This window comes from Olleya namhaensis (genome assembly GCF_900114005.1).
Lineage (GTDB): Bacteria > Bacteroidota > Bacteroidia > Flavobacteriales > Flavobacteriaceae > Olleya > Olleya namhaensis.
Genome location: NZ_FORM01000006.1, coordinates 12,473 through 25,089, shown reverse-complemented (window position 1 = coordinate 25,089; position 12,617 = coordinate 12,473). Strand labels below are relative to the sequence as shown.

The 12,617-nt window shown below is 33.6% G+C and carries 13 protein-coding genes; 8 read left to right on the top strand and 5 right to left on the bottom strand.

Going from position 1 to position 12,617, the window contains the following annotated elements:
- Positions 1-26 precede the first annotated feature (26 nt).
- The 4 genes from BMZ09_RS10235 to BMZ09_RS10220 are packed head-to-tail and all read left to right on the top strand — an operon-like array spanning position 27 to position 2,778.
- The gene (locus BMZ09_RS10235; protein ID WP_090840193.1) at positions 27-527 is read left to right on the top strand and encodes a hypothetical protein; all 501 of its coding nucleotides are present in this window, start codon (positions 27-29) and stop codon (positions 525-527) included.
- A gap of 7 nt (positions 528-534) precedes the next feature.
- On the top strand, positions 535-1,248 hold the full coding sequence (locus BMZ09_RS10230) for a hypothetical protein (RefSeq protein ID WP_090840191.1): 714 nt from the start codon (positions 535-537) through the stop codon (positions 1,246-1,248).
- A 2-nt stretch (positions 1,249-1,250) separates the two neighbouring features.
- Positions 1,251-1,958 carry a hypothetical protein gene (locus BMZ09_RS10225; protein ID WP_090840189.1) on the top strand — a complete coding sequence of 236 codons (708 nt, stop codon included), beginning with the start codon at positions 1,251-1,253 and terminating at the stop codon, positions 1,956-1,958.
- The gene (locus tag BMZ09_RS10220) at positions 1,951-2,778 is read left to right on the top strand and encodes a sensor histidine kinase (RefSeq protein ID WP_090840187.1); all 828 of its coding nucleotides are present in this window, start codon (positions 1,951-1,953) and stop codon (positions 2,776-2,778) included. Before BMZ09_RS10225 ends, BMZ09_RS10220 begins: the two co-directional genes overlap by 8 nt.
- An 11-nt stretch (positions 2,779-2,789) precedes the next feature.
- Here BMZ09_RS10220 and BMZ09_RS10215 read toward each other — a convergent pair whose 3' ends face one another.
- The 4 genes from BMZ09_RS10215 to BMZ09_RS10200 form a co-directional block, all read right to left on the bottom strand.
- Positions 2,790-4,160, bottom strand: a complete 1,371-nt coding sequence (locus BMZ09_RS10215) for an aldehyde dehydrogenase (RefSeq protein WP_090840185.1) — start codon at positions 4,158-4,160, stop codon at positions 2,790-2,792.
- 167 nt (positions 4,161-4,327) lie between these two features.
- On the bottom strand, positions 4,328-5,023 hold the full coding sequence (locus BMZ09_RS10210) for an RluA family pseudouridine synthase (RefSeq protein ID WP_090840183.1): 696 nt from the start codon (positions 5,021-5,023) through the stop codon (positions 4,328-4,330).
- 43 nt (positions 5,024-5,066) lie between these two features.
- Positions 5,067-5,885 (bottom strand): 3-methyl-2-oxobutanoate hydroxymethyltransferase, encoded by an 819-nt coding sequence (gene panB / locus BMZ09_RS10205; protein ID WP_090840181.1) that lies wholly within the window; start codon positions 5,883-5,885, stop codon positions 5,067-5,069.
- A gap of 142 nt (positions 5,886-6,027) precedes the next feature.
- Complete coding sequence (locus BMZ09_RS10200; protein ID WP_090840179.1) at positions 6,028-7,449, bottom strand: L-serine ammonia-lyase; 1,422 nt, start codon at positions 7,447-7,449, stop codon at positions 6,028-6,030.
- 179 nt (positions 7,450-7,628) lie between these two features.
- On the opposite strand from BMZ09_RS10200, the gene dnaK reads away from it, so the two are divergent.
- The 4 genes from dnaK to cmk all read left to right on the top strand — a co-directional run bounded on the left by dnaK (position 7,629) and on the right by cmk (position 11,923).
- Positions 7,629-9,524, top strand: a complete 1,896-nt coding sequence (dnaK, locus tag BMZ09_RS10195) for a molecular chaperone DnaK (RefSeq protein ID WP_090840176.1) — start codon at positions 7,629-7,631, stop codon at positions 9,522-9,524.
- 196 nt (positions 9,525-9,720) lie between these two features.
- Positions 9,721-10,668: an NAD(P)H-dependent flavin oxidoreductase gene (locus BMZ09_RS10190; protein ID WP_090840174.1), complete on the top strand. Its 948-nt coding sequence runs from the start codon at positions 9,721-9,723 to the stop codon at positions 10,666-10,668.
- 12 nt (positions 10,669-10,680) lie between these two features.
- Positions 10,681-11,115 (top strand): hypothetical protein, encoded by a 435-nt coding sequence (locus BMZ09_RS10185; protein ID WP_090840172.1) that lies wholly within the window; start codon positions 10,681-10,683, stop codon positions 11,113-11,115.
- 112 nt (positions 11,116-11,227) lie between these two features.
- Positions 11,228-11,923 carry a (d)CMP kinase gene (cmk, locus tag BMZ09_RS10180; protein ID WP_090840170.1) on the top strand — a complete coding sequence of 232 codons (696 nt, stop codon included), beginning with the start codon at positions 11,228-11,230 and terminating at the stop codon, positions 11,921-11,923.
- Between the two features lie 75 nt (positions 11,924-11,998).
- On the opposite strand, the gene BMZ09_RS10175 is transcribed toward cmk, so the two are convergent.
- Positions 11,999-12,379: a LysM peptidoglycan-binding domain-containing protein gene (locus BMZ09_RS10175; protein ID WP_090840650.1), complete on the bottom strand. Its 381-nt coding sequence runs from the start codon at positions 12,377-12,379 to the stop codon at positions 11,999-12,001.
- Between the last annotated feature and the right edge of the window lie 238 nt (positions 12,380-12,617).

Genomic DNA, 12,617 nt, shown 5'->3' with positions numbered 1-12,617 from the left:
GCTATTAATTACTAAACAAAAAACAAATGAAAAATTTAGGAACTCTAATCCTAGGTATTCTTCTTGGTGCATTACTTATGTATTTTTACTTAAATACATCTAATACAGGAGAAGCATTAACCGCGACTATCAAGCCAAATGGCATTATTACACCAACTGAAGCCAAATTATTAGATTACACTTTTGACCTAAGACATAAACTTGTTAGTGACAGTATTGTTAAAAGACCTGATAATAGATCCTGTTGGTGGTCCATAAATGACATTACAAACTACTTACAGTATTCTAGACACAAAGCAGATAGTTTGGGGTATGCTATGAATGGTTTAAGAGTCTATTTAGGCGCCTATCCTGAAACAAAAGGTTTAGTAGGTTATACTACGATGTTTATGGTGCCAACTGGTGTTAAAACGCAAATAAATAAAGATGCTAAATTTGGTCCCTCAAAAAGTAATGATCTTACCCAAATTGGACCTTTAAATATGGGGTCTGCGGGTAATCCGCCAAACTCTAATTATCCTCAATAATTAAATATTGGAAACATTTTTAAAACAAAACTATACTATAATTACTCATGGGATTGAGTTTTTAGCAGTGTTGGTAGGTATATTGTGTTTAAAAAAATACAAACGTACGACAGCTAGATATTTTATCTATTTTTTAATTTATGTCTTTTGTGTTGATTTTATTGGATTGTACCCAAGTATGTACGGGAAAATTGAATGGTTGTCTGTGGTTAAAAACTCTAGGTTTCAATATAATTATTGGCTATTTACTATATTTTATATACTAGGTAGTATTTTGTTTTTTATGTTTTACTTTAATAAAATATTAATCAACAAGACCTACAAAACTGCTGTATTACTTATTGGGAGTATCAGTTTTATAATAGCGGTATTTTATATTGTATTTAATATTGATCTCTTTTTTATAGGATTTTTAGCGTTACTTAGTGTTTTGGGGTGTATGTCCATATTAGCTTACACTATTTTTTATTTTATTGAATTATTACAAAGCACTAAAATTCTAAATTTTTATAAGCTTTTAGATTTTTATATAAGTATCGCATTATTTTTTTGGTGGTTAATAACAACACCAGTTGTATTCTATAGCGTTTATAACTCCACCGAAGACTGGGATTTTGTGTTTCTAAAATGGCAAATATTTATGTTTTCAAACCTATTTATGTATTTAACATATGCTGTAGGACTAATAGTATCAAAACCAATTACTGAAGATCACCTTTAAATATGATAGAATTTATAACCAAGTATTTTAATTTTATTAGCTATGGTTTTGAGCTATTAACAGCTATAATAGGTCTTTTAGTAATAAAAAGACATAAGCAGTCAGCAACAAAGTGTTTTATCTACTTTTTATTCTATATTGTTTTTGTGGAATGTATAGGCGTTTCTTTTATCTATTTTAGAGATTTAGGTTTTATACAATTTTTAAGACAATATGGTCTACGCAGTAACAATTGGTTTAATGCTTTTTGGATGTTTGGAAGTATTTTATTTATTTTAAAATATTACCATTTACTTTTAGAAACAAAGCTTTATAAAACAATAATTAAGTACACCGCTTTGGTCTTTACGATAATTTTTGTGCTACATGTTATCTTTAATTTTGAGTTGTTTTTAAAAGCACATCCGCCAATATATTTTATTTTGGATGCTTCTGTTGTTTGTATATGTGTTGCTTTGTATCTGTTAGAATTATTAAAAAGTAATGCTGTTTTAAACATGTTTACAAGCTTTGGTTTGTACGCATCAAGTGGGCTTTTTGTTTGGTGGTTAGTAATTACACCTATAATATTTTACGATCAATACAATACCACTGCAGATTGGGATTTTGCAAATTTAAAACGACGTGTATTTCTGTTTGCTAATATATTTATGTATACTTGTTTTGCTATTGGTCTTATTATTTCTAAACCACATTTAAAAAATGACTAACCTTTTATTGTTTATACAAAAACTTCCTGTGTCTACAGCTGCAGAGCGCTATCTATTAATATACATGATTGGCGTTTTACTTATTGTAACGTCTTTAGTTGTGCTTTTTTTTATTGTATTTCAGAAGCGAAAAAATAAGCTTTTATTAGATAAGTTTGAACAAGAAAAAACCTTTCAAGAAGAGTTATCCATTGCACAAACCGAAATTCAAGAACAAACACTAAAAAACATTGGATGGGAGCTTCATGATAATGTTGGTCAGCTATTAGCAGCAGCAAGTATGCAGTTAAATATTTTAAAAACAAAAGTAGATGAAGAGACTAAAGAAAACTTTTCTGAAGCTTCAGACTACGTCAAGCAAAGTCTTAAAGAAGTAAGGATGCTGTCACGGTCTTTAAACAACGAGGTTATTTTAAATATAGGGTTTGAGAAATCAATTTCTAACGAGTTAAGTAGACTTAAAAAAATGAAGTTTGCAACAGCAGAGTTGCAGGTTAAAGGAGACGTTGTGCCTTTTAATAACAAAAAGCACGAGATAATTGTATTTAGGATATTACAAGAGTTTTTCTCTAATACAGTTAAATATTCTGAAGCTAAAAACTTAAACGTTATACTTCATTATTTAAAAGATCAATTACTAATAGAGGCCACAGATGATGGTATTGGTTTTGATATGGCCACCGTACAAGAAGGCTCAGGATTATTAAACATGAAAAGTCGTGCCGAGCTTATAAATATGTCTTACGCTTTGACGTCTACAAAAGGTGAAGGCGTAAAATTACAATTAGGATATCCTTTTCTTAATCTATCAAACTACTAGTAATTGGTATATTATAACCAATTTAATACTTTTCTAACCAAGTCTAATTTTCCATTATAAGGTGCATAACGCACAGGTATATCTAGCCAATTGGCTTTTTTAACTACTCCTTTTTTATGACTAAAAGTGTCAAAAGTATAGTGTCCATGATAAGCCCCAAGACCACTATTTCCGACACCTCCAAATGGTAATCTGTGATTAGCAAAGTGTACAATGGTGTCATTGATACAACCACCTCCAAAAGAAAATTTTTGTATTAATTGTTTCGCTTTCGCGGAATTTGAGCCAAATACATACAAGCTTAATGGTTTGTTATAAGACAAAATAATAGTTTCTAATTTGGAATCATTTTGATAAGAAATCACAGGAAGAATGGGGCCAAATATTTCGTCCTTCATGACTTCGCTATCAAGCGTTGGGTTATCAATAACAGTAGGCGCAATGTATAACGTATCAGCATCTGTTTGACCACCAATAATACAGTTTTGATTGGTTAGCATTTTTGATAAACGCTCAAAGTTTTTAAGGTTTATTATACGTGCAAAATCTTTAGATTGTTGCGGTGTGGTAGAATAGGCTAATTCAACCTCATGTTTCATAGCTTTATAGAACGCGTCTTTTTTGGAATGATGAATTAAGATATAGTCAGGAGCAATACACGTTTGTCCAGCATTAACAAATTTACCCCAAATAATACGTTTTGCTGCTAGTTTAATATTAGCAGTATCATCAATAATACATGGGTTTTTACCGCCTAATTCTAAAGTGGTTGGTGTTAAATTAACAGCAGCAGCTTTAGCAACTATTTTACCGACGTTAACACTACCTGTAAAGAAAATATAATCCCAATGTTGCTCTAGCAATTTAGTAGAAGTGTCAACACCACCTTCTACAACTGTAACGTGTTCTGGCTTAAATACTGTTTTAATAATATCACTGATTAAGGCAGAAGTATGTGGCGTTAATTCGCTTGGTTTTAAAACAACCGTGTTTCCTGCAGCAATAGCGCCAACTAAAGGCGCTATTGCCAATTGGTAGGGGTAATTCCATGGTGCGATAACTAAAACGCTTCCATAAGGTTCTGCATACAAATAGTCAGAAGACGGAAAGTTTAATAACGCAGGACATACACGTTTAGGTTTGGCCCATTTGTTTAACTTTTTAATGGTGTGTTTTAAATCCTGAATAACTATAGCTGTTTCTGTTAAAACAGATTCGAATTCTGGTTTTTTGAAATCGTTATATAGCGCATCGGTAATATCTTGCTCTCTTGCTACTAATTGATTTAAAAGTGCTTTTAAAAGTGTTTTCCTATGGGTGATGCTTAACGTTTGACCTGTTTTAAAATAGCTTTTTTGATCGTTTAGTAATTCCGGAATCATGCGTGTGTGTTTATATAAAGGTAACGTATTTTATTGGTTTGCTATTGTTGCGTTAGTGGTAGTAATGGCATCCTTTTTTTGCTGCCATAAATGGCGAAAAAAGATATAACCCTTCGACTGTGCTCAGGATAAATTTAAACACCGACCCTTGTGGTAACGCCCATAAACTATAAACAAGCGTCCCAAATAGGATCTTTAGGTAAGGGTGCTGTTATGTTTAAATTGTCTTGAGAAACTGGATGGATAAACTTTATGTTTCTGGCATGTAAACTAATACTTGCGTCTTTGTTGCTGCGATCAAAACCGTATTTTAAATCGCCTTTAATAGGAGAACCAATACTAGAGAGTTGCGCGCGTATTTGATGATGGCGTCCCGTTTCTAGGTTAACTTCTAAGAGATAATAATTATCTAATGTCTTGATTGTTTTATAATGCAGAATAGCTTTTTTGCTTTCTGGAATTTCCTTTATATATGCGGTAGACTTATTGTTTTTAGGATTCTTTTTTAGCCAGTGGATTAAAGTATCGGCTTCTTTTTCGGGTTTGTTTTTAACTAAAGCCCAATAGGTTTTAGAAATTTCTTTGGATACAAACAACTTATTTAAACGGGGTAGGGCTTTACTGGTCTTTGAAAAGATAACTAAACCAGTGGTTGGTCTGTCTAAACGGTGTACGGTCCCTAAATAGACCTTACCTGGCTTGTTGTATTTGTCAGCTATAAATCCTTTAACAATATCACTTAAAGGTTTGTCTCCCGTTTTATCGCCTTGTACAATATCTCCTGCACGTTTATTTACTACGATGATATGGTTGTCCTCGTAGATGACTTGTAGGTTGTCTTTATTGGAAAGTATTTTAGGCACAAGTTATAAGCTAAAAGCCAATAGCAATAAGCTAAAAGCTGAATTAATACTGTTCTTTATCACTAGGGAAGTCACCACTTTTTACATCTTCTCCGTATTGCTTCATAGCATTAGTCATGTCTTCGTAAAGATTCATGTATCGACGTAAAAATCTTGGGTTAAACTCGTGTGTCATACCAATCATATCATGTGTAACTAGTACTTGTCCGTCAACACCAGCACCAGCACCAATTCCGATAACAGGAATAGAAACACTTTCTGCTACTTCTTGCGCTAATTTAGCCGGTATTTTTTCTAATACAATTGCAAAACAACCTGCTTTTTCTAACATTAAAGCGTCTTCCTTAAGTTGTACAGCTTCTTGCTCTTCTTTAGCACGTACGGTGTAAGTACCAAATTTATATATAGACTGTGGCGTTAATCCTAGGTGTCCCATAACAGGGATACCAGCATGTAAAATACGTTTTATTGAGTCTTTTACTTCTTTACCACCTTCCATTTTTACAGCATGTCCGCCAGATTCTTTCATGATTCTGATAGCAGAACGTAGCGCTTCTTTTGGGTCACTTTGGTAACTACCAAATGGTAAATCTACAACAACTAATGCACGATGTATAGCACGTACAACAGAAGAGGCGTGATAAATCATTTGATCTAAAGTAATAGGTAAGGTTGTCTCATGTCCAGCCATTACATTACTTGCAGAATCACCTACTAATATAACATCTGTACCGGCACCATCTACTATTTTAGCCATAGTGTAATCGTAGGCAGTAAGCATGGAGATTTTTTCTCCATTCTTTTTCATATCTACTAATGATTTTACGGTAACTCTTTTATATTCTTTTTTTGCTACAGACATATTGCGTTGTTTATATAGATTGTAAATGTACTAAATTAAAGACGTATTGCTAAATTTTTCTTTTAGACTGAGTCCCTTATACTTAGCCTTTTTATATGTTATTGGTGCTAGTAAAAGCTATGGTATTGTACTGTTAAACGGATTAGCAATCGGACATGTTTACTCTAACAGCTAAACCACCTTCACTAGTTTCTTTGTATTTTGTATTCATGTCTTTTGCAGTTTCCCACATGGTATCCACGACTTTGTCTAATGGTACCTTTACATTTTTAGGGTCTGTATCCAAAGCAAGCTCTGCTGCATTAATAGCTTTTATGGCACCCATACTGTTACGCTCTATACATGGTATTTGTACTAAACCTCCAATAGGGTCGCAAGTAAGACCTAAATGATGTTCCATTGCAATCTCTGCTGCAATCATAACTTGTTCTGTACTTCCGCCAAGTAAGTCGCATAAAGCTGCTGCCGCCATAGCAGAAGATACACCAATCTCCGCTTGACAGCCTCCCATTGCGGCACTAATAGTTGCGCCTTTTTTAAAGATGCTTCCAATTTCGCTGGCGACAAGTAAGAATTTTTTAATGTCATCAAAGTTGGCATCATGATTTTCGATTACCATATAATACATTAAAACAGATGGTATTACTCCAGCACTTCCGTTTGTAGGCGCTGTAACAACACGTCCAAGGGATGCGTTAACCTCGTTTACTGCTAAAGCGAAGCAGCTTACCCATTTTAAGATTTGTCTAAATTTGACTTCACTATTCCTGATGCTTTCTAACCACTCTTGAGGTGTAGTGTAAGGCATTTCTATATTTAAACGCTTGTGTGTGTCAAAAGCGCGACGTCTTACGTTTAGTCCTCCAGGTAAATTACCTTCTGTATGACACCCAATAAACATGCACTCTAGCATAGTGTCCCAGATGCGGTGTAATTCAAAATCAATTTCTTCGTCCGTTCTAAGAGAGCGTTCGTTTTCTAAAACTATTTCTGATATTGTTTTGTTTTCACTTTGACAAAAGGCTAGTAACTCGGTAGCTTTATCAATGGGATACGGGAATTCTTTTTTTAGTTCTTTATTTTCAGCATCGACCGTACGTTCTTCTTTAACAACAAATCCACCACCAATGGAGTAGAAGGTAGAGGTATGTATTTCTGTTTCAGCGTAAGCGGTAAATTTTATTCCGTTTGAGTGAAACGGTAAAAAAGCTCGGTTAAATATAATGTCTTCTTTTTTGTCAAAAGAAATAATACGTTGGTTGTCTAAAACAATTTTATGAGTATTAGTAATAGAGGCTATTATTATATCAATAGTATCTGTAGGGATTCTTTCTGGATCTGCGCCACTAAGTCCTAACATGACTGCTAAATCTGTGGCGTGTCCTTTTCCTGTTAAAGATAATGAGCCATATAAGTCAATAGTAACACGTTGTACTTGGTCAAATAAATTAGCTGCTTTAAGCTCGTGTATCCAACGCTCTGCAGCGCGCCAAGGACCTAGTGTATGAGAACTAGAAGGACCTACACCAATTTTAAGCATGTCAAAAACTGAAATACATTCCATATTACTATATCGTTTTAGTATTAGCCGACAAATATAGTTTTTTGTTGGACATATAATAGTTAAAATAATAGTCTTCTTTATTAAGATTCTGCCATCATGTCAGTTAGGTTGTCTTGGCATAATCATTGACTTACTGATACCGTAACAATTACAATACAAAATTTAAATTATATAAAATTATGAGTAAGATTATTGGAATCGATTTAGGAACAACAAACTCTTGCGTTTCTGTAATGGAAGGTAACGAAGCAGTTGTAATCCCAAACGCAGAAGGTAAACGTACAACACCTTCAGTTATCGCTTTTGTTGAAGGAGGCGAAATTAAAGTTGGTGATCCAGCAAAAAGACAAGCAGTAACTAACCCAACAAAAACTGTTTATTCTATTAAACGTTTTATGGGTAACAAGTACTCTGATTCTAAAAAAGAAGCAGAACGCGTACCTTACAAAGTAGTTAAAGGTGATAATGATACACCACGTGTAGATATTGATGGTCGTTTATATACGCCTCAAGAATTATCTGCTATGGTACTTCAAAAAATGAAGAAAACTGCTGAAGACTATTTAGGTCAAGATGTAACTGAAGCAGTTATTACTGTACCAGCTTACTTTAATGACTCACAACGTCAAGCAACTAAAGAAGCAGGAGAAATTGCAGGTTTAAAAGTACGTCGTATCATTAACGAGCCAACAGCAGCAGCTTTAGCTTACGGAATGGACAAGAAAGGTACTGACCAAAAAATAGTAGTATTTGATTTTGGTGGAGGAACACATGATGTATCTATCCTAGAATTAGGAGATGGTGTATTTGAAGTATTATCTACAGATGGAGATACGCACTTAGGTGGAGATGATGTTGATCAAAAAATTATTGATTGGTTAGCTGATGAGTTTAACGCAGAAGAAGGTATGGACTTAAGAAAAGATCCAATGTCTTTACAACGTGTTAAAGAAGCAGCAGAAAAAGCGAAGATTGAATTATCTTCTTCTGAGCAAACAGAAATCAATTTACCATATATTACAGCGACTGCAAGTGGACCAAAACACTTAGTACGTACATTAACACGTTCTAAATTTGAGCAGTTAATTGACGATTTAGTAAAACGTACTATTGAGCCTTGTCAAACAGCTTTAAAAGCAGCAGGTTTATCAAAATCTGATATTGACGAAGTTATTTTAGTAGGTGGATCTACACGTATCCCAGCAGTACAAAAAGCAGTAGAAGCATTTTTTGGAAAAGCACCTTCAAAAGGCGTTAACCCAGATGAGGTTGTATCTTTAGGAGCTGGTATCCAAGGTGGAGTATTATCAGGAGATGTAAAAGATGTATTACTTTTAGACGTAACACCTTTATCATTAGGTATCGAAACTATGGGTAACGTATTTACTAAGTTAATCGAAGCAAATACAACTATACCAACTAAAAAGTCTCAGGTTTTCTCTACAGCAGCAGATAACCAACCATCAGTAGAGATTCACGTATTACAAGGTGAACGTGCTATGGCAGCAGATAACAATACAATTGGACGTTTTCACTTAGATGGATTACCACCAGCACAAAGAGGTGTTCCACAAATTGAAGTAACTTTTGATATTGATGCAAACGGAATTATTAAAGTTTCTGCAGGAGATAAAGCTACAGGAAAAACACAAGATATTCGTATTGAAGCATCTTCTGGTTTAACTGAAGAAGAAATTAAGCAAATGAAAGCTGATGCAGAAGCAAACGCTGAATCTGATGCTTTAGCAGCAGAAAACGCTAAGACTTTAAACGAAGCTGATTCTATGATTTTCCAAACAGAAAATCAATTAAAAGAATTTGGTGATAAATTATCTGATGATAAAAAAGCACCAATTGAAGCAGCTTTAACTGAATTAAAAGCAGCTTACGAATCTAAAGATGTAGCAGTTATTAAGCCAGTTTTAGAGAAAATTAACGAAGCTTGGAAAGTAGCTAGCGAAGAAATGTACAAAGCACAAGCAGATGGTCAAGCTGGGCAACCAGGTCCTGATGCAGGAGCAGATACAACTGAAAACAGTGATGTTGAAGATGTAGATTTCGAAGAAGTAAAGTAAGCAGAGAACCAAGTTTTGTTTAGTAAAACTTGAGTGAATCACTTATGCTCAGCTTGACTGAGTATCTTATTAGATTTAACAAATATAAAAACGCAATCATTAATTTGATTGCGTTTTTTTTGTGTTAATAATTGGAATAAAAAACTATGCATGCATAATAAATTTATGCTATATTTGTTTAAACAATTTAATGATTATGGAAACTAAATTAACTCAGCTTTTAAATATAAAATATCCAATTATACAAGCACCAATGTTTTTAGTGTCTAACGTTGCTATGGTAACGGAAGGGATGAAGGCTGGTATTGCTGGATGTATTCCTGCACTTAATTATAGAACATTAGAGCAGTTAAGAGCTGCTATAATAGAGTTAAAAGCTAATAAGGTTGAAGGAGGCTCTTTTGGGTTTAACCTAATAGTTAACAAGTCCAACATTAAATATAAAGAACAACTAAGGGTCTTATGTGAAGAAGGTTGTGATTTTATAATTACATCTCTAGGAAGCCCAGAAGAAACTATAAAACAGGCTCACAAAGCAGGTATAAAAGTGTTTTGTGATGTTACAGACTTACGTTTTGCTAAAAAAGTAGAGCTGTTGGGTGCAGATGCTGCTATTGCTGTTAATAACGAAGCAGGAGGGCATAGAGGTAATTTAACACCTCAAGAGTTGACTAATCAATTAAGTCAAGCCTTAACAATTCCTGTAATATCTGCAGGAGGTGTAGGTTGTAAAGCGGATATTGATAAAATGATAAGTTACGGCGCAGAAGGAGTGTCTGTTGGTAGTCCATTTATTGCATCTGTAGAAGCAGGAGTTACTGACGAGTATAAGCAGGCTTGTGTCGATTACGGCGAAAAGGATATTATCATGACAGAGCGTATCTCTGGGACACCTTGTACAGTAATCAATACACCTTACGTACAAAAAATAGGTACAAAGCAAACGTGGATAGAGCGCGTTTTAAATAAAAACAAGAAGTTGAAAAAATGGGTTAAAATGATTCGTTTTTCAATAGGGATGAAAGCCACAGAAAATGCAGCTAAAAAAGCAACTTATAAAACTGTGTGGGTTGCAGGACCAAGTATTGAGCATACTAAAGCAATATTACCAGTTAGGGATATTGTTGCTAACCTTGTAGCTTAATACTAGCAATACATGTCTAATAATTCTAAAAGAGTTAAAAGAATTGTTTTTGCTGGTCTCTTCTTTTTTGTAATCATGTTTATTGGTGTTTTTTGCGCTTTGATGTATGATTCTAAAAAAGATGTGTCTGAAGACGAACGCTATGCTAAATGCTTAAATATACCATTCAAACTAAAAGAGCATGCTACTATACGTTGGAATGCTAATAATTTAAGATTTAAAAATTACAGCTTAATTTTAAATGAAGCTTCAGCATATGATACGCCAGAGGTAAAATCTGTCAAAATTTATCAACCAGGAGAGACTGTTACTTTTATTTCGGCAAAATCTTATTCTAGTTTACATGTTGGTACAACGTATTATTTGATTGGACGTGATACCTTAGATACAGGAGAAGTTATTGATTTTGAGTATTATTACACAGGAGACTTCCCTCTGTTTGAGTAGTATTATTATTTGTTTTGATTATGATTGCAGTAATTGACTTTATAAAACAGCCTTATTTCAACCTTATATTTCCGAATTTTAATTCCTATTTTTACATTCTAAAACAAAATAAGTGCAAAATATTACCATAGCCATAGACGGTTTTTCATCTACAGGAAAAAGTACAGTAGCAAAGCAATTAGCAAAACATTTAGGTTACATTTATGTAGACACTGGTGCAATGTATAGGGCGGTTACTTTATATACTATGCAAAATGGTTGGATTGATAAAGATCAGTTTGATGTTGATGCTTTAGTTTCAAACCTTGACAAAATAGTAATAAGCTTTACTTTTAATCCAGAATTAGGATTTGCAGAAGTCTATTTAAACGGTGTTAATATAGAACGAGAAATTAGAACTTTAGAAGTCTCTAGTTTTGTTAGTAAAGTAGCAGCGATCCCAGAAGTGCGTTACCAGTTGGTTAAACAGCAACAAAAAATGGGTAAAGATAAAGGTGTCGTTATGGATGGTCGTGATATTGGAACAGTTGTGTTTCCTTACGCAGAATTAAAATTGTTTATGACAGCATCAGCAGATAAACGTGCCATAAGACGTTTTGATGAGTTGATTGGTAGAGGAGATGATGTAAAATACGAGGACGTATTAAGAAATGTAAAAGAAAGAGACTATATAGACTCTCATAGAGAAGACTCCCCTTTAGTACAAGCAGAAGATGCTATAGCCATTGATAATTCTGATTTAACATTAGAACAACAATTTGATACTGTACTTAATTTAGTAAATAAGACACTAGAAGATTTAGCCTAATTAGATTAAAGCATAAAAAAAGCGGATTGTTGGCTTACGCTTAACAATCCGCTTTTATTAATTGGTATAAAATGCCTATAAATTAGGGATTTTTAATTCTTGATCTACATTGATCATATCAGGATTCTTTAAGATATCCTTGTTAGCTTCAAAAATAGCAGTGTATTTAGATGCGTTACCGTAGTAATGCTTAGCAATTTTACCTAAAGTGTCTCCACCTACAACAGTATGTCTTGCATAAAGACTTTCGTCTGCAACATCAATGTTTGCCATAATATCAGAAGGGCTATCTCCACCAGCAGCTTTGATTGCATCCCATATTAAGTTTTTCTCATATTGCGTACCAGCAGTTCCTTTAACTTTTAATACACCATTTTCTTCAGTAACGTCTCCGTTAGCGATCTTTAATTTTTCTCCTAAATCAAGTACACCTTGATATTTTGCTCTTACAGCCATAAATAATTTGTTTTTAAATATTAATTCTTGATTAAATATAGTAAATAAAATAATAGGTTGATTATCTAAAACCTTATTTAGAATCAACTTAGATAAAATGATTGATTTATCCGATTAAAAGCATTTTTTAGTTTAAAACTATAATTAATTAGTATGCTGAAGCTCAGTGTTTTAATATTTTTATATTACTATTAGGCTGTATTATTAAAAAGTAGTATTTTTGCACTCCTTTTTGGCG